This is a genomic window from Allobosea sp. BH3, assembly GCF_025499465.1.
Classification (GTDB): Bacteria; Pseudomonadota; Alphaproteobacteria; order Rhizobiales; family Beijerinckiaceae; genus Allobosea.
Window position 1 is genome coordinate 1 of sequence record NZ_JAIMCA010000011.1, and the last position, 17,848, is coordinate 17,848.

Here is a 17,848-nt window from a genome sequence, read left to right on the forward strand (position 1 = left end):
CCGCACGACGGACGTGACCGGCGTGGTGACGCTGCCTGAGGGCACGGAGATGGTGATGCCGGGCGACAACATCTCGATGGAGGTGACGCTGATCGCCCCGATCGCGATGGAAGAGAAGCTGCGTTTCGCCATCCGCGAAGGCGGTCGCACCGTCGGCGCAGGCGTCGTCGCTTCGATCATCGCGTGATCGAAGCGTCCGCGACGTTCGCGGAAACCGCGACCCTCTGCGGCGCAGGCGTCGTCGCTTCGATCATTGCCTGATCGGCGCGCATAGCGATTTGGGAAAGGGCGGTGGCGACACCGCCCTTTTTCTTTGCGGGCAGGGCGGCTTCCGTACTCATGCCCCAAGTGCAGGGCGTGCCTCGCCCTTCGCGGGCTGCACGGGGCCTTTATCCGTGCTCTAAATCCTTTCGAGAGAGCGGCCTAACCGCTCCCATTCCGGAGGACGACGCTCATGCCTTTCAAGCCGCCCTTTCCCGGGATCCATTCGATCGTCTTCGCGCTGTTCGACGAGCAGGAGCGGCTGGATCGCGCGGCGATGCGCAGGCAGGCGCAGATCAGCCTCGATCTCGACGTGCAGGGCATGGCGGCGCTGGGGCTCGCGACCGAGGTTTCGAAGCTAAGCTTCACCGAGCGCTGCACGGTGATGGAGTGGATGGCGGAGGATGTGGCGGGGAAGAAGCCGCTTGCCTTCACCATCTTCGGCTCTTCGGTTGCCGAGCAGGTCGAGCTCGTCCGCGTCGCAGAGAAGAACGGCGCCGACTGGGTGATCCTGCAGCCGCCGATGGTCGGCAGCTTCGGTGCTGCGGAATATATCCGCTTCTTCGGCCGTATCGCCGATCAGACGTCGCTTCCGGTCGCGATCCAGAACGCGCCAGCCTATATGGGCCGCGGCCTCTCGGCGGAGGACATCCGCGAGCTGACGCAGCGCCATCCCAATATCAGCTTGATCAAGGGGGAGGGGTCGGTCGTCGAGATCGAGCGGCTGATCGCCGTGATGGAGGGCAGATTGCCGATCCTGAACGGGCGCGGTGGGCTCGAACTCATCGACAATTTCCGCGCCGGTTGCATCGGCATGATCCTGGCGCCGGACACGATCGACTATGCGCTGCGGGCCTATGCCCGCTACGGGGAGGGCGACCAGGCCGGGGCGGAGGCCGCCTATCGCGAGGTGCTGCCGGCGATCACCTTCATCATGCAGTCGATCGAGACGCTGCTCTGCTATGGCAAGCGCATCTTCGGGGCGCGGGCGGGTATCCCGATCCATGATCGCGGCCCGGCGCTGCGGCCGACCGAGTTCGGCCTGAAGCTGGTCGAGCGCTATGCGCGGGAACTGGGGCCCTATCGCAAATGACATCGCCGGCGTAATTTCGACTTGAAATGCGCCGCGCCTTGGGGCACATGACGGCCACCTGCAGGGGTGTAGCTCAGTTGGTAGAGTACCGGTCTCCAAAACCGGTTGTCGTAGGTTCGAGCCCTACCGCCCCTGCCAGTCGCTTCCTTGGCGGCTGATGCGCCCGAAGCCATGCAGCTTGGCGAGGCGCAGATGACCCAGATCATCTACGACGACAAGACCTTCTTCGCGGGCTATAGCAGCCTGCCAGGCTCGGTCCATGGGCTGGACGGCGCGCCGGAATGGCCGGTGCTGCGCGCGATGCTGCCCAGCGATACGCTGCCATGGAGTGTGCGCGGCCGTAACTCCTGTTGCTCTCTGCCAGGCGCGCCTGACGCCGTGGCCCGAAAGGCTCTTGGCTAAAGCCCGCGAGCCATGTAAGAGGACCTTCGATGACGGCGCGCGACCCCACCGGGTTCCGCGCCGCGAATGTTTCAGGACGGCCGAATCGGCGTCACGGCGCTAGCCGAACGCCAGGTCCGGCACCCGAGGTGGTTCATGGCGAGATCCAATCCCTTCCAGTTTCTGCAGGATGTGCGCTCCGAGGCGTCCAAGGTCACCTGGCCTTCGCGCCGCGAGACGCTGATCACCACGGGCCTCGTGCTCGCCATGGTGGTCGTCTCCAGCCTGTTCTTCCTCTTCACCGACACCGTCATCCGCTGGGTGCTCGGCATCGTCCTCGGCGCCCGTTGAACGGAATTAAGAACGTGAGCACCCGCTGGTACATCGTCCACGCCTATTCGAACTTCGAGAACAAGGTCGCTCAATCGATCCGTGACGGCGCCGCGCAGCGCAATCTCGCCGACAAGTTCGACGAGGTGCTGGTGCCGACCGAGAAGGTCGTCGAGGTTCGCCGCGGCCGCAAGGTCGACACCGAACGCAAGTTCTTCCCCGGCTATGTGCTGGTGAAGTGCGAGATGACCGACGAGGTCTACCACCTCATCAAGAACACGCCGAAGGTCACCGGCTTCCTGGGCGCCGACAAGTCCAAGCCCATGCCGATTCCCGAGCATGAGGCGATGCGGATCAAGGGCCAGGTCGCCGAGGGCATCGAGCGGCCGAAGCCAACCATCGTTTTCGAGGTCGGCGAGCAGGTCAAGGTGGCCGACGGCCCCTTCGCCTCGTTCAACGGTGTCGTCGAGGATGTCGACCATGCCCGCGCCCGCCTCAAGGTGGCGGTCTCGATCTTCGGCCGCGCGACGCCGGTCGAGCTCGAATACGGCCAGGTGGAAAAGCTCTAAGGCTCCGGGAGGCTTTCGGGCTTCCCTTCGGCGCCGCCCTGTGTCATAGGCGGCGCCTCAACCGCGTGGGAGGCGTGCCGGTCGCCAGCCGGATCAAAGGCGCCGCACCACGCACTGCAACCACCCCGGCCCCGGCGGAAAGCGTCGGCAGGCAGGGGCGTCGTCGTTCCGGATAGGCACCGGGGCGGACGGCAGGAGCAGCCATCATGGCGAAGAAGATCACGGGCTACGTGAAGCTTCAGGTTCCGGCGGGCGCGGCCAATCCGTCGCCGCCGATCGGTCCCGCGCTCGGTCAGCGCGGCCTCAACATCATGGAATTCTGCAAGGCCTTCAACGCGAAGACCCAGCAGATGGAAAAGGGCATGCCGATCCCGGTGATCATCACCGCGTATCAGGATCGCTCCTTCACCTTCGAGATGAAGCAGCCGCCGGTGTCCTACTGGCTGAAGAAGGCCGCTGGCCTGACCTCCGGCTCGAAGACCCCGGGCCGCGGCGGCAACGTCGGCAAGGTGACCGTCGCCCAGATCAACGAGATCGCCGAGAAGAAGATGGCCGATCTCAACTGCGACACCGTCGAATCCGCTTCGGCCATGATCAAGGGCTCTGCCCGGTCCATGGGCCTGGAAGTCGTGGGCTGAGGGGAGCGATCATGGCACATACCGGAAAGCGCGTCGTCAAGGGCCGTGAAGGCATTGACCGCACCAAGCTGTACTCGCTTGATCAGGCCGTGACGTTCATCAAGGAACGCGCCAACGCCAAGTTCGACGAGACCGTCGAGATCGCGATGAATCTCGGCGTCGATCCGCGTCACGCCGACCAGATGGTCCGTGGCGTGTGCAACCTGCCGAACGGCTCGGGCCGCACGCTGCGCGTCGCCGTCTTCGCCCGTGGCGCCAAGGCCGACGAGGCCAAGGCCGCGGGTGCCGACATCGTCGGCGCCGAGGAGCTGGTGGAGACCGTCCAGAAGGGCGAGATCAACTTCGACCGCTGCATCGCGACCCCGGACATGATGGGTCTGGTTGGCCGCCTCGGTAAGGTGCTCGGCCCGCGTGGCCTGATGCCGAACCCGCGCGTCGGCACCGTCACCATGGACGTGACCGCCGCCGTCGCCGCCTCGAAGGGTGGCTCGGTGGAGTTCCGCGTCGAGAAGGCCGGCATCATCCACGCGGCGGTCGGCAAGGCCTCGTTCTCGGCCGAGAAGCTCTCGGAGAACATCAAGGCCTTCGTCGACTCCGTCGCCAAGGCCAAGCCGGCTGGCGCCAAGGGCACCTATATCCAGCGCGTCGCGATCTCCTCGACGATGGGTCCGGGCGTCAAGGTCGAGCCGAACACGGTCACCGGCGCCTGATAGGCTTCGGGGCAGGGCGGTCGCTTTTCTGGCCGCCCGACCGCTCTTGATTTTGTGAAGTCAAGAGCCCACTTGGCAGAAGCAGGCGAAGGCGCTATGACGCTCGCCTGTTTCCATGAGTGACGAGGCTCCGGCGTGCTTGGCACGAGGGGGTCCGTTTCGCGTTTTTCGACGGTTTTCGTCGAAGAATGGGTGTTTCAGGTTCGGAGAAGCGATTTTCCGGGCCGGAATCATCCAGTCCTGTCTGAGACTGCAGGTGCCTTCCCGGTTCGTCCGGGAGCATAATTTCGCCAAGAGGCCTGCATAGACGGTGCAAGAGCTTAGTCCCGGATCGCAAGATCCGGAAAAGACGGTTCGAACCATCTCGCCCGGTCGCGGCCCTTTCGGGCTCGGGAGCGGGGACAGGGCACCAAGCGTCGCCTCGCGGGACGCCGGTGTCAACCGGGGTTCTGGGAAGCGGCATTTGCAACCGGCGGCGAGCCTTGAAAAGCCCGTCGCCTACCGGAGAGAGCCCAGTGGATAGAGCGGCAAAAAAAGATGCCGTCGCGTCGCTGAACGATGTGTTTGCGAACACGTCGGTCGTCGTCGTGGCCCACTATGCGGGTTTGACCGTGGCCCAGTTCCAGAAGCTTCGTCGCGAGATGAAGGCGAATGGCGCCACTGTTAAGGTCGCTAAGAACCGCTTGGCCAAGATCGCTCTTGAAGGCACCGACGTCGCGTCCATCAGCAATCTGCTGACGGGTCCCACCCTGATCGCTTATTCAAACGATCCGGTCGCGGCGCCGAAGGTCGCCACCGCTTTCGCCAAGGAGAACGACAAGCTCGTCATCCTGGGCGGCGCGATGGGCACGACCGCCCTGAACCCCGATGGTGTCAAGGCCCTGGCCACGATGCCCTCGCTCGACGATATGCGCGCCAAGCTCATCGGCCTTATCCAGGCCCCGGCTACGAAGCTCGCGCAGCTCACGAACGCGCCCGCCGGCAAGCTGGCACGCGTGGTTCAGGCTTATGCCGACAAGAATGCGGCTTGATAGCCAGCAAACCCTTATCGTTCGAACCTCTTAAGACAGGAAGTTAAACCATGGCCGATCTCGCCAAGCTCGTCGACGATCTCTCGTCGCTCACCGTTCTCGAGGCCGCTGACCTCGCCAAGATGCTCGAAGAGAAGTGGGGCGTTTCCGCTGCCGCCGCCGTCGCCGTTGCGGCTGGCCCGGCTGCTGGCGGTGGCGCTGCCGCCGCTGCTGAAGAGCAGACCGAGTTCACCGTTGTCCTGGCTTCGGCCGGCGACAAGAAGATCGAGGTGATCAAGGAAGTCCGCGCCATCACCGGCCTGGGCCTCAAGGAAGCCAAGGACCTGGTCGAAGGCGCTCCGAAGCCCGTCAAGGAGTCGGTTGCCAAGGACGAGGCCGAGAAGCTCAAGAAGCAGCTCGAGGCCGTCGGCGCCAAGGTCGAGCTCAAGTGAGCTTGGGCCGGCTGATGCCGGTCCGACCGTAGAAGACGGACAGTCCCGGGGCGCTTTCGCGCCTCGGGGCTGTTGCGTCGTTTCCGCGCTTGTGTGCGGAAGTTGTTGCGAGGGCTGAGCTGCAACCACGCGGCGAAGTCTGAACTGAAATGAAGGTCGGCGCGATGCAGCGCCGAACGGCTCACCCGGCGGCCTGACGCCGTCGCGCCCGGACCACCGGGTGAGCCGTCCGAAGAGATTGCGAGGAACAAACATGGTCAATTCGCTCCAGGGCCGCAGGCGCGTCCGCAAGTTCTTCGGCAAACTCAAGGAAGTGGCGCAGATGCCGAACCTCATCGAGGTTCAGAAGGCGTCCTACGACCAGTTCCTGATGGTCGACGAACCCAAGGGCGGCCGGCCCGACGAGGGGTTGCAGTCCGTCTTCCGCTCGGTGTTCCCGATCGGCGACTTCTCCGGCGCCTCGCTGCTGGAGTTCGTGAAGTACACCTTCGAGCCGCCGAAATACGACGTCGACGAGTGCCGCCAGCGCGGCATGACCTTCTCTGCGCCGCTCAAGGTGACGCTGCGCCTGATCGTGTTCGATATCGACCCCGACACCCAGGCGAAGTCGGTCAAGGACATCAAGGAGCAGGATGTCTACATGGGCGACATGCCGCTCATGACGGACAACGGCACCTTCATCGTCAACGGCACCGAGCGCGTCATCGTCTCGCAGATGCATCGTTCGCCGGGCGTGTTCTTCGACCACGACAAGGGCAAGACCCATTCCTCGGGCAAGCTGCTCTTCGCGGCGCGCATCATCCCCTATCGCGGTTCCTGGCTCGACATCGAGTTCGACGCCAAGGACATCGTCTATGCCCGTATCGACCGGAAGCGTAAGATCCCGGTCACGTCGCTGCTGTTCGCGCTCGGCATGGACGGCGAGGAAATCCTCAACCGCTTCTACGACACGATCACCTACGCCAAGGATAAGCAGGGCTGGCGCGTTCCCTACGATGCGGAGCGCATGAAGGGCTTCAAGGCCAGCGTGGACATGATCGACGCCGACACCGGCGAGGTCGTGGTCGAGGCCGGCAAGAAGCTCGTCGCCCGCACCGCCCGCCAGCTGGCCGAGAAGGGCCTGAAGTTCCTGCGTGCGCAGGACGAGGACCTCTATACGCAGTACATCGCGGAGGACCTGGTCAACCCGGCGACGGGCGAGGTCTATGCCGAGGCCGGCGAAGAGATCAACGAGAAGCTGCTGAAGCAGCTGACCGATGAAGGCTTCGACGAGATCCCGGTGCTGGACATCGACCACATCACGGTCGGCCCCTACATCCGCAACACGCTCAACGTCGACAAGAACTCGCGCCGCGAGGAAGCCCTGTTCGACATCTATCGCGTGATGCGCCCGGGCGAGCCGCCGACCCTCGAGACCGCCGAGAACATGTTCCAGTCGCTGTTCTTCGACGCGGAGCGCTACGACCTGTCGGCCGTCGGCCGCGTCAAGATGAACATGCGCCTCGATCTCGACGCCGAGGACACCGTGCGCATCCTGCGCAAGGAGGACATCTTCGCCGTCGTCAAGGCGCTGGTCGACCTGCGCGACGGCAAGGGCGAGATCGACGACATCGACCATCTCGGCAACCGTCGCGTCCGCTCGGTCGGCGAGCTGATGGAGAACCAGTATCGCCTGGGCCTCCTGCGCATGGAGCGCGCCATCAAGGAGCGCATGTCGTCTGTCGACATCGACACCGTGATGCCGCAGGACCTGATCAATGCGAAGCCCGCGGCCGCGGCCGTGCGCGAGTTCTTCGGCTCGTCGCAGCTCTCGCAGTTCATGGACCAGACGAACCCGCTCTCGGAAGTCACGCACAAGCGTCGCCTTTCGGCGCTTGGCCCGGGCGGCCTGACGCGCGAGCGCGCCGGCTTCGAGGTGCGCGACGTGCACCCGACCCATTATGGCCGCATCTGCCCGATCGAGACGCCGGAAGGCCCGAATATCGGACTGATCAACTCGCTCGCCACCTTCGCGCGGGTCAACAAGTACGGCTTCATCGAGAGCCCCTATCGCCGCATCCGCGACGGCAAGGTCACCGATGAGGTGATCTACCTGTCGGCCATGGAAGAGGCGAAGTACAACGTCGCCCAGGCGAACGCCGCCGTCGACAAGGAAGGCCGCCTGACGGACGACCTCGTCGTCTGCCGCCGCGCGGGTGAAGTCGTCGTGACTCCGGTCGACAAGGTCGACTTCCAGGACGTCTCGCCGAAGCAGCTCGTCTCCGTCGCCGCGGCGCTGATCCCGTTCCTCGAGAACGACGACGCCAACCGCGCGCTGATGGGCTCGAACATGCAGCGCCAGGCGGTGCCGCTGGTTCGCGCCGACGCGCCGTTCGTCGGCACCGGCATGGAAGCGGTCGTTGCCCGTGACTCGGGCGCCGCCATCGCGGCCCGCCGCGGCGGCGTGGTCGACCAGGTTGACGCGACCCGTATCGTCATCCGCGCTTCGGACGAGATGGACCCGACGAAGCCGGGCGTCGACATCTACCGGCTGCAGAAGTTCCAGCGCTCCAACCAGTCGACCTGCATCACGCAGCGTCCGCTGGTGCGCGTCGGCGACATCATCAAGAAGGGCGACATCGTCGCCGACGGCCCGTCGACCGAGTTCGGCGAGCTCGCGCTCGGCCGCAACGTGCTCGTCGCGTTCATGCCGTGGAACGGCTACAACTTCGAGGACTCGATCCTTCTCTCCGAGAACATCGTGGCCCAGGACGTCTTCACCTCGATCCATATCGAGGAGTTCGAGGTCATGGCCCGCGACACCAAGCTCGGCCCTGAGGAGATCACGCGCGACATTCCGAACGTCTCGGAAGAGGCACTGAAGAACCTCGACGAAGCCGGCATCGTCTATATCGGCGCCGAGGTTGCGGCGGGCGACATCCTCGTCGGCAAGATCACGCCGAAGGGCGAGAGCCCGATGACCCCGGAAGAGAAGCTGCTGCGCGCCATCTTCGGCGAGAAGGCTTCGGACGTGCGCGACACCTCGCTGCGCGTTCCCCCGGGCGTGCAGGGCACGATCGTCGAGGTCCGCGTGTTCAACCGCCATGGCGTCGACAAGGACGAGCGCGCCCAGGCGATCGAACGCGAGGAGATCGAGCGTCTCGCCAAGGACCGCGACGACGAGCAGGCGATCCTCGACCGTAACACCTTCGCGCGTCTGGCCGAGATCCTGACCGGCAAGACCGGCCTCGCCGGCCCGAAGGGATTCAAGAAGGATACGGTCATCACCCGCGAGGTGATGAGCGAGTTCCCGCGCTCGCAGTGGTGGCTGTTCGCGACCGCCGAAGACTCGCTGATGACCGAGATCGAGGCGATGCGGAAGCAGTACGACGAGTCGAAGAAGCGCCTCGAGCAGCGCTTCCTCGACAAGGTCGAGAAGCTTCAGCGCGGCGACGAGCTGCCTCCGGGCGTGATGAAGATGGTCAAGGTCTTCGTCGCGGTGAAGCGCAAGATCCAGCCCGGCGACAAGATGGCGGGCCGCCACGGCAACAAGGGCGTGGTCTCGCGCATCGTGCCGGTGGAGGACATGCCCTTCCTTGAGGACGGCACCCATGCCGACGTCGTGCTGAACCCGCTCGGCGTGCCTTCGCGCATGAATGTCGGCCAGATCCTGGAGACGCATCTGGGCTGGGCGGCTGCGGGCCTCGGCAAGCAGATCGGCGCGGCGCTCGACGCCTACCGGAAGTCGAGCGACTACAAGGCGCTGAAGGCTTCGTTCGATGCCGTCTACGACGACAACGAGATCGTCGCCTCGATGGATGAGGCCGAGCTCGTGGAGATGGGCCAGAACCTGCGGCGCGGCGTTCCGATCGCGACGCCGGTGTTCAACGGTGCCAAGGAGGCCGATATCGAGCATCTGCTCGAGCAGGCCGGGCTGCACAAGTCGGGCCAGTCGACGCTCTATGACGGGCGCACAGGCGAGCCCTTCGACCGCAAGGTGACCGTCGGCTACATCTACATGCTGAAGCTGCACCACCTGGTGGACGACAAGATCCACGCGCGTTCGATCGGCCCGTACTCGCTCGTCACGCAGCAGCCGCTGGGCGGCAAGGCGCAGTTCGGCGGCCAGCGCTTCGGCGAAATGGAGGTCTGGGCGCTCGAGGCTTACGGCGCGGCTTACACGCTGCAGGAGATGCTGACGGTGAAGTCGGACGACGTCGCCGGCCGCACCAAGGTCTACGAGTCGATCGTGCGCGGCGAGGACAACTTCGAGGCCGGCATCCCCGAGAGCTTCAACGTTCTCGTCAAGGAGATGCGTTCGCTGGGCCTCAATGTCGAGCTGATCAACAACAAGGTGAAGCCGGGCGAACTGCCGCCCGCCGAAGCGGCCGAGTAAGCCGCGGGACACCTTGGAACATGCCGGCGGCACTGACGCCGCCGGCCGACGGAATTCAGAAGCCGGGCAGGGCGGCCTTGCCCCCGCCGGCTAGAGGAGACAGGCGATGAAGCAAGAGGTCATGAACCTTTTCGGCCAGCAGCCGGTGCAGCAGGCCTTCGACGCTATCAAGATCTCGATCGCGAGCCCGGAGAAGATCCTTTCCTGGTCGTACGGCGAGATCAAGAAGCCCGAGACGATCAACTACCGCACGTTCAAGCCGGAGCGTGACGGCCTGTTCTGCGCGCGCATCTTCGGGCCGATCAAGGACTACGAGTGCCTGTGCGGCAAGTACAAGCGCATGAAGTTCAAGGGCGTCATCTGCGAGAAGTGCGGCGTGGAAGTCACGCTCGCCCGCGTCCGGCGCGAGCGCATGGGCCATATCGAGCTGGCCGCCCCGGTCGCGCATATCTGGTTCCTGAAGTCGCTGCCCTCGCGCATCGGCCTGCTGATGGACATGCCGCTCAAGGACCTGGAGCGCATCCTCTACTTCGAGAGCTATGTCGTCATCGAGCCGGGCCTGACCCCGCTCAAGGATCGCCAGCTCCTCTCGGAGGAGGAGTACGTCCGTGCTCAGGAGGAGTATGGCGCGGACACCTTCACCGCCATGATCGGCGCGGAAGCGATCCGCGAGATGCTGCGCGCGCTCGACCTCGACCAGATCAACGCCGACCTCAAGCATGAGATCGCGACGACGACGTCCGAGCTGAAGCCCAAGAAGCTGATGAAGCGCCTCAAGATCATCGAGGCCTTCCAGGAGTCGGGCAACAAGCCGGAATGGATGGTGATGACCCAGATCCCGGTCATCCCGCCGGATCTGCGTCCGCTCGTGCCGCTCGATGGCGGCCGCTTCGCGACCTCGGACCTGAACGACCTCTATCGCCGCGTCATCAACCGCAACAACCGCCTGAAGCGGCTGATCGAGCTGCGCGCGCCGGACATCATCATCCGTAACGAGAAGCGGATGCTGCAGGAGTCGGTCGACGCGCTGTTCGACAACGGCCGCCGCGGCCGCGTCATCACCGGCGCCAACAAGCGCCCGCTGAAGTCGCTCGCCGACATGCTGAAGGGCAAGCAGGGCCGCTTCCGCCAGAACCTGCTCGGCAAGCGCGTCGACTATTCGGGCCGCTCGGTCATCGTGGTCGGCCCGGAGCTGAAGCTGCACCAGTGCGGTCTGCCCAAGAAGATGGCGCTCGAGCTGTTCAAGCCGTTCATCTATGCGCGCCTCGACGCCAAGGGCTACTCGACCACGGTCAAGCAGGCCAAGAAGCTCGTCGAAAAGGAGAAGCCCGAGGTCTGGGACATCCTGGACGAGGTCATCCGCGAGCATCCGGTGATGTTGAACCGCGCGCCGACGCTGCATCGCCTGGGCATCCAGGCGTTCGAGCCGACGCTGATCGAGGGCAAGGCGATCCAGCTGCACCCGCTGGTCTGCGCCGCCTTCAACGCGGACTTCGACGGCGACCAGATGGCCGTGCACGTCCCGCTGTCGCTCGAGGCGCAGCTGGAAGCGCGCGTGCTGATGATGTCGACCAACAACATCCTGCACCCGGCGAACGGCCAGCCGATCATCGTGCCGTCGCAGGACATCGTTCTCGGCCTGTACTACCTCTCGATCGTCGCTGACGGCGCGCCCGGCCAGGGCAAGATCTTCGGCGATTTCGGCGAGCTCGAGCACGCGCTGCACGAGAAGGTCATCACGCTGCACTCGAAGATCAAATACCGCTGGACGGGCGTCGGCCATGACGGCAAGCCCTACACGAAGATCTACGAGACCACGCCGGGCCGCGTGATCCTCTCGACCGCGCTGCCGGAGCACCCGGCCATGTCCTTCGACGTCGTCAACAAGCTGATGACCAAGAAGGAAATCTCCGGAATGATCGACGCCGTCTATCGCGGCTGCGGTCAGAAGGAATCGGTGATCTTCTGCGACCGCGTCATGGGGCTCGGCTTCCGCCACGCCTTCAAGGCCGGCATTTCCTTCGGCAAGGACGACATGGTCGTGCCGGAGAACAAGTGGGACATCGTCGACACCACCCGCGCGCTGGCCAAGGACTACGAGCAGCAGTATCAGGACGGCCTGATCACGCAGGGCGAGAAGTACAACAAGGTCGTCGACGCCTGGGCGAAGTGCTCCGACAAGCTCGCCCAGGAGATGATGGCCCGCATCTCGACCGTGCAGAAGGACGATGACGGCCGCGACAAGCAGATCAACTCGATCTACATGATGTCGCACTCGGGCGCCCGTGGTTCGCCGGCGCAGATGCGCCAGCTCGCCGCCATGCGCGGCCTGATGGCCAAGCCGTCGGGTGAGATCATCGAGTCTCCCATCATCTCGAACTTCAAGGAAGGCCTCGACGTTCTCGAGTACTTCAACTCGACCCATGGCGCCCGCAAGGGCCTCGCCGACACGGCGCTCAAGACGGCCAACTCCGGCTATCTCACGCGTCGTCTCGTCGACGTGGCGCAGGACGCGATCATCTCCGAGGTCGATTGCGGCTCGGAGAACGGCATCAAGATGCGCGCCATCGTCGATGCCGGCCAGATCGTGGCCTCGCTCGGGATGCGCATCCTGGGTCGCGCCACTGCCGAGGACATCGTCGATGTCGACGGCAAGGTCGTCGTCGCCAAGGGCATCGTGATCGAAGAGAGCGACATCGCCAAGATCAACGCCGCCGGCGTCCAGGAGGTGAAGATCCGTTCGGTTCTCACCTGCGAGACCAAGAACGGCGTCTGCGCCACCTGCTACGGACGCGATCTGGCCCGCGGCACGCCCGTCAACATGGGCGAGGCTGTCGGCGTCATCGCGGCGCAGTCGATCGGCGAGCCGGGCACCCAGCTCACCATGCGCACCTTCCACATCGGCGGCGCGGCCACCATCGCCGACCAGTCCTTCGTCGAGTCGAACTTCGAAGGCACGGTCAAGATGCGCAACCGCAACGTCGCGCGGAACTCGGACGGCGACCTCATCGCCATGGCGCGCAACATCGCCATCGTGATTGTCGGTCCGGACGGCGCCGAGCGCGCGGTCCATCGCGTCCAGTTCGGCTCGAAGCTGCGTGTCGACGAGGGTGACAAGGTCAAGCGCGGCCAGCGCCTGATCGAGTGGGACCCCTATTCCCGCCCGATCCTTGCGGAAGTGGACGGCAAGGTCGGCTACGAGGACCTCGTGGACGGCATGTCGATCACCGAGACGACCGACGAGGCGACCGGCATCTCCAAGCGCGTCGTCATCGACTGGCGCGGCTCGGCCCGTACGGCCGATCTGAAGCCGGCGATGGTGATCTTCGGCGCGGACGGGAAGGTTGCGAAGCTCGCCCGCGGTGGCGAGGCCCGCTACATCCTGCCGGTCGACGGCATCATCTCGGTGGAGCCGGGCCATTCGATCAAGGCCGGCGACGTGCTCGCCCGTGTCTCGACCGACTCGGCCAAGACCCGCGACATCACCGGCGGTCTGCCGCGCGTCGCGGAGCTGTTCGAGGCGCGTCGTCCGAAGGATGCGGCGATCATCGCCGAGAAGTCGGGCGTCATCGGCTTCGGCAAGGACTACAAGAACAAGCGCCGCGTGACGCTGACGCCGCATGACGGTTCCGACGGGGTCGAGTACCTGATCCCGAAGGGCAAGCACATCCATCTCCAGGAAGGCGACGTCGTGGAGGTCGGTGACTACATCCTCGACGGCAACCCGGCCCCGCACGACATCCTTGCGATCAAGGGCGTCGAGGAGCTGGCGGCTTATCTGGTGAACGAGATCCAGGAGGTCTATCGCCTCCAGGGCGTGACCATCAACGACAAGCACATCGAGGTGATCGTCCGGCAGATGCTGCAGAAGGTCGAGATCACCGAGTCGGGAGACAGCGATATCCTGACCGGCGACCAGATCGACAGGATCGAGCTGGAAGAGGTCAACGCGAAGCTGCGTGAGGAGGGCAAGAAGCCGGCGTCCGGCGTTCCGGTCCTGCTCGGCATCACCAAGGCCTCGCTGCAGACCCGCTCCTTCATCTCGGCAGCGTCCTTCCAGGAGACCACCCGCGTCCTCACCGAGGCGGCGGTCAACGGCAAGTCGGACATGCTCGAAGGCCTCAAGGAGAACGTCATCGTCGGCTCGCTCATCCCGGCCGGCACCGGTGCCCAGGTTGCCCGCATCAAGCAGGTGGCCACGCGCCGCGACGATCTCATCGTCGGCCAGAAGGCAGATGCGGCGGCCAAGGCCGCCAAGGAAGCCGCCGCCGCCGTGCTTCCTGCCGCCGAGTAAGACCCGGCAGGGGCCGAGGCCTCGCAATCATCGGAAAGGCCGCCCCTCCCGGGCGGCCTTTTTGTTTCAAGGGGGGGCGGGCAGGGGGCTGGATCGCCCTGCGCCGCATCCGACTCGAAGCGACGATCCACGATTTCTGAAGCATCGGATCTTCCCGATGAGCAGGCTCCGGTTGGGCGGCCGACGCTCCAACCGGCTCGAACCCGGCAAATCCATTCGGTTTCGAGCGGTTTCGGGGTTGACGCGAATCTTCGCTTGAGTCATAAGCGCGCCACTGTCGACGGTTGTCGGACACGTCTGTCGCCTGCGCATTGTTCGCAAGCGAGTTTCGCGACCGAAACTCCGTCGGAATTCCAGCGTCGAATGACGACATGGCTAGATGCATGAACGCGGGATCCGTTCCGTGTTCCTCTGCTGGCGAACGCGCCTGAGGCCCCTGAAAGGGCGCCGATGGCGCGGCTTCGTTTATGTCATGGCTTTGCTCGACCTGGGAGATTTGACCAGAGATTTCCAAACGCTCAGTGGGGCGAGAGGCCAGAATGCCGACAATCAGCCAGCTCATCCGCAAGCCGCGTTCGCCCGTGAAGGCGCGTAACACCGCCCCGGCGCTTGAGAATTGCCCGCAGAAGCGTGGTGTCTGCACGCGCGTCTATACGACGACCCCGAAGAAGCCGAACTCGGCGCTCCGCAAGGTTGCCAAGGTTCGCCTGACGAACGGCTTCGAGGTGATCGGCTACATTCCGGGTGAGGGTCACAACCTCCAGGAGCACTCTGTCGTCATGATCCGTGGCGGCCGCGTGAAGGACCTTCCCGGCGTGCGCTACCACATCCTGCGCGGCGTGCTCGATACGCAGGGCGTCAAGAACCGCAAGCAGCGCCGTTCGAAGTACGGCGCCAAGCGTCCCAAGTAATTTCGGCCTGGTCGGCCGGGCTATCAGTCCAGGCCGATCCGCCGCGTTGAAGATTTACGGAGACTAGACGATGTCCCGCCGCCACAGTGCCGAAAAGCGCGAAATCATCCCGGACCCGAAGTTCGGCGATGTCGTCGTGACCAAGTTCATGAACTCGGTCATGTATGAAGGCAAGAAGTCGACCGCCGAGCGGATCGTCTACGGAGCCTTCGACATCATCGAGGCGAAGACCAAGAGCGAGCCGCTCGGCGTCTTCAAGTCGGCGCTTGAGAACGTTGCCCCGGCGATCGAGGTCCGTTCCCGCCGCGTCGGCGGCGCGACCTATCAGGTCCCGGTCGAGGTTCGCACCGAGCGCCGCCAGGCGCTGGCGATCCGCTGGCTGATCTCGGCTGCTCGCGGCCGCAACGACAAGACGATGGTCGAGCGCCTCTCGGCTGAGCTGATGGACGCCGCCAACAACCGCGGTAACGCCGTCAAGAAGCGCGAAGACACGCATCGGATGGCGGAAGCCAACCGCGCCTTCTCGCACTACCGCTGGTAAGCGGAAGCCCGGACTTCAGGACACAGGTTCACGACCATGGCCCGCTCCCATCCTATCGATCGCTATCGCAACTTCGGCATCATGGCCCACATCGATGCGGGCAAGACGACGACGACCGAGCGCATCCTCTATTACACCGGCAAGTCGCATAAGATCGGCGAAGTGCATGATGGCGCCGCCACCATGGACTGGATGACGCAGGAGCAGGAGCGTGGCATCACGATCACCTCTGCTGCGACGACCTGCTTCTGGCAGGACAACCGCCTGAACATCATCGACACCCCCGGCCACGTCGACTTCACCATCGAGGTCGAGCGTTCGCTGCGCGTGCTCGACGGCGCCGTCTGCGTGCTCGACGGCAACCAGGGCGTCGAGCCGCAAACCGAGACCGTCTGGCGCCAGGCCGACAAGTACGACGTTCCGCGCATCGTGTTCGTCAACAAGATGGACAAGATCGGCGCCGATTTCTATCGCTGCGTCCAGGACATCATCGATCGCGTCGCCGGCAAGCCCGTCTGCCTGCAGATTCCGATCGGTTCGGAGTCCGATTTTGCCGGCGTGATCGACCTGATCAAGATGAAGGCGATCGTCTGGAACGGCGAGGCGCTCGGCGCGTCCTTCGAGGAGAAGGACATCCCGGCCGATCTCGCCGACAAGGCCGCCGAGTATCGCAACAAGCTCGTCGAGGCCGCCGTCGAAATGGACGACGCCGCGATGGAGGCCTATCTCGAAGGCACCGAGCCTGACGCCGCGACCCTGCGCAAGCTCGTCCGTACGGCCGTGCAGCGCCGCGCGTTCCACCCGGTGCTCTGCGGCTCGGCCTTCAAGAACAAGGGCGTGCAGCCCCTGCTCGACGCCGTCGTCGACTTCCTGCCGTCGCCGGTCGATCGTGGCGCCGTCGAAGGCATCGATTTCAAGACCGAAGAGCCCACCGTCCGCAATCCGACGGACGAGGATCCCTTCGCGATGCTCGCCTTCAAGATCATGGACGACCCCTTCGTCGGCACGATCACCTTCTGCCGCATCTATTCGGGCAAGGTCGAAGCCGGCCAGGGCGTCGTCAACTCGACCCGCGACAAGAAAGAGCGCGTCGGCCGCATGCTGCTGATGCATGCGAACAACCGCGAGGACATCAAGGAGGCTTTCGCCGGCGACATCGTCGCCCTGGCCGGCCTCAAGGACGTCCGCACCGGTGACACGCTCTGCGACCCCACCCAGGCGGTCATCCTGGAGCGCATGGAGTTCCCCGAGCCGGTCATCACGATCGCGATCGAGCCGAAGTCCAAGGCCGACCAGGAGAAGCTGGGCCTCGCCCTGTCGAAGCTCGCGAACGAGGATCCGTCCTTCCGCGTGTCGACCGACCAGGAGAGCGGCCAGACCATCCTGAAGGGCATGGGCGAGCTCCACCTCGACATCAAGGTCGACATCCTGAAGCGCACCTACAAGGTCGACGCCAATATCGGCGCGCCGCAGGTTGCGTATCGCGAGACGCTGACCAAGAAGGCCGAGATCGACTACACCCACAAGAAGCAGACCGGCGGCACGGGCCAGTTCGCCCGCGTCAAGCTCGTCATCGAGCCGAACGAGACCGGCAAGGGCTTCGAGTTCGAGTCGAAGGTCGTCGGCGGTTCGGTGCCGAAGGAGTATATCCCCGGCGTCGAAAAGGGCCTGAATTCGGTCATCGGCTCTGGCGTGCTCGCCGGCTTCCCGGTCGTGGACGTCAAGGTCACGCTGATCGACGGCGCCTTCCACGAAGTCGACTCGTCGGCTCTCGCCTTCGAAATCGCTTCGCGCGCCGCTCTGCGTGAAGGCCTCCAGAAGGGCGGTTCGGTTCTGCTCGAGCCGATCATGAAGGTCGAGGTCGTGACCCCCGAAGACTATACCGGCTCGGTCATCGGCGACCTGAACTCGCGGCGTGGCCAGATCCAGGGCCAGGACATGCGCGGCAACGCGGTGGTCATCAATGCGATGGTCCCGCTGGCGAACATGTTCGGCTACGTGAACCAGCTTCGCTCGTTCTCCCAGGGGCGCGCGAACTACACGATGCAGTTCGACCATTACGAGCAGGTGCCGTCGGCGGTCGCCGCCGAGGTCCAGGCCAAGTACGCCTGAACCCGCACCTGAACGACTGAAACTGAACAAGATCTGACGGAGGCTACGATGGCCAAAGAGAAGTTTTCGCGGAACAAGCCGCACTGCAACATTGGAACGATTGGTCACGTTGACCATGGCAAGACGTCTTTGACGGCTGCGATCACGAAGGTTCTGGCCGAGACGGGCGGC

General features: G+C 64.6%; 14 protein-coding genes, 1 tRNA gene and 1 pseudogene. All 16 read left to right on the plus strand.

All coding sequences use genetic code 11. The features are described from left to right. On the plus strand, positions 1–187 hold a 187-nt coding region (locus tag BoBH3_RS24340), incomplete at its 5' end, for an EF-Tu C-terminal domain-related protein (protein WP_465247133.1). Between the two features lie 267 nt (positions 188–454). After that, entirely contained in the window at positions 455–1,354 is a 900-nt protein-coding gene (locus tag BoBH3_RS24345; RefSeq protein ID WP_262333459.1) for a dihydrodipicolinate synthase family protein, read from the plus strand. Between the two features lie 62 nt (positions 1,355–1,416). Then, positions 1,417–1,492: transfer RNA gene (locus tag BoBH3_RS24350), tRNA-Trp, on the plus strand. Positions 1,493–1,546: 54 nt separating this feature from the next. Beyond that, positions 1,547–1,672 (plus strand): annotated as a pseudogene (locus BoBH3_RS24355) (class I SAM-dependent methyltransferase); the annotation flags it as partial. 219 nt (positions 1,673–1,891) lie between these two features. Then, entirely contained in the window at positions 1,892–2,086 is a 195-nt protein-coding gene (gene secE, locus BoBH3_RS24360; protein WP_262333460.1) for a preprotein translocase subunit SecE, read from the plus strand. A gap of 14 nt (positions 2,087–2,100) precedes the next feature. After that, positions 2,101–2,634: a transcription termination/antitermination protein NusG gene (gene nusG / locus BoBH3_RS24365; protein WP_262333461.1), complete on the plus strand. Its 534-nt coding sequence runs from the start codon at positions 2,101–2,103 to the stop codon at positions 2,632–2,634. Between the two features lie 206 nt (positions 2,635–2,840). Beyond that, on the plus strand, positions 2,841–3,272 hold the full coding sequence (gene rplK, locus BoBH3_RS24370) for a 50S ribosomal protein L11 (protein ID WP_262333462.1): 432 nt from the start codon (positions 2,841–2,843) through the stop codon (positions 3,270–3,272). Between the two features lie 11 nt (positions 3,273–3,283). Continuing rightward, a complete protein-coding gene (rplA, locus tag BoBH3_RS24375) occupies positions 3,284–3,982 on the plus strand; it encodes a 50S ribosomal protein L1 (RefSeq protein WP_262333463.1) in 699 nt (232 codons plus the stop codon). A 515-nt stretch (positions 3,983–4,497) separates the two neighbouring features. Beyond that, on the plus strand, positions 4,498–5,013 hold the full coding sequence (gene rplJ / locus BoBH3_RS24380) for a 50S ribosomal protein L10 (protein WP_262333464.1): 516 nt from the start codon (positions 4,498–4,500) through the stop codon (positions 5,011–5,013). A 50-nt stretch (positions 5,014–5,063) separates the two neighbouring features. Further along, positions 5,064–5,444: a 50S ribosomal protein L7/L12 gene (rplL, locus tag BoBH3_RS24385; RefSeq protein ID WP_262333465.1), complete on the plus strand. Its 381-nt coding sequence runs from the start codon at positions 5,064–5,066 to the stop codon at positions 5,442–5,444. Between the two features lie 253 nt (positions 5,445–5,697). Then, positions 5,698–9,819, plus strand: a complete 4,122-nt coding sequence (rpoB, locus tag BoBH3_RS24390) for a DNA-directed RNA polymerase subunit beta (RefSeq protein ID WP_262333466.1) — start codon at positions 5,698–5,700, stop codon at positions 9,817–9,819. A 106-nt stretch (positions 9,820–9,925) separates the two neighbouring features. Next, positions 9,926–14,113, plus strand: coding sequence for a DNA-directed RNA polymerase subunit beta' (gene rpoC / locus BoBH3_RS24395; protein ID WP_262333467.1), 4,188 nt, complete (start codon positions 9,926–9,928; stop codon positions 14,111–14,113). Positions 14,114–14,652: 539 nt separating this feature from the next. Next, a complete protein-coding gene (gene rpsL / locus BoBH3_RS24400; protein ID WP_057189964.1) occupies positions 14,653–15,024 on the plus strand; it encodes a 30S ribosomal protein S12 in 372 nt (123 codons plus the stop codon). A gap of 70 nt (positions 15,025–15,094) precedes the next feature. Continuing rightward, on the plus strand, positions 15,095–15,565 hold the full coding sequence (gene rpsG, locus BoBH3_RS24405) for a 30S ribosomal protein S7 (protein ID WP_262333468.1): 471 nt from the start codon (positions 15,095–15,097) through the stop codon (positions 15,563–15,565). A 36-nt stretch (positions 15,566–15,601) separates the two neighbouring features. Then, a complete protein-coding gene (gene fusA, locus BoBH3_RS24410) occupies positions 15,602–17,677 on the plus strand; it encodes an elongation factor G (protein WP_262333469.1) in 2,076 nt (691 codons plus the stop codon). A 48-nt stretch (positions 17,678–17,725) separates the two neighbouring features. Next, positions 17,726–17,848 (plus strand): GTP-binding protein (locus BoBH3_RS24415; RefSeq protein WP_262333358.1); only part of this gene is annotated, 123 nt, incomplete at its 3' end.

Coding starts and splice junctions, on each gene's coding strand:
- rplK (WP_262333462.1), top strand. CDS start 2,841: ATGGCGAAGAAGATCACGGGCTACGTGAAGCTTCAGGTTCCGGCGGGC.
- rpoB (WP_262333466.1), top strand. CDS start 5,698: ATGGTCAATTCGCTCCAGGGCCGCAGGCGCGTCCGCAAGTTCTTCGGC.
- rpsL (WP_057189964.1), top strand. CDS start 14,653: ATGCCGACAATCAGCCAGCTCATCCGCAAGCCGCGTTCGCCCGTGAAG.
- rplA (WP_262333463.1), top strand. CDS start 3,284: ATGGCACATACCGGAAAGCGCGTCGTCAAGGGCCGTGAAGGCATTGAC.
- BoBH3_RS24345 (WP_262333459.1), top strand. CDS start 455: ATGCCTTTCAAGCCGCCCTTTCCCGGGATCCATTCGATCGTCTTCGCG.
- rpoC (WP_262333467.1), top strand. CDS start 9,926: ATGAAGCAAGAGGTCATGAACCTTTTCGGCCAGCAGCCGGTGCAGCAG.
- rplL (WP_262333465.1), top strand. CDS start 5,064: ATGGCCGATCTCGCCAAGCTCGTCGACGATCTCTCGTCGCTCACCGTT.
- rpsG (WP_262333468.1), top strand. CDS start 15,095: ATGTCCCGCCGCCACAGTGCCGAAAAGCGCGAAATCATCCCGGACCCG.
- fusA (WP_262333469.1), top strand. CDS start 15,602: ATGGCCCGCTCCCATCCTATCGATCGCTATCGCAACTTCGGCATCATG.
- secE (WP_262333460.1), top strand. CDS start 1,892: ATGGCGAGATCCAATCCCTTCCAGTTTCTGCAGGATGTGCGCTCCGAG.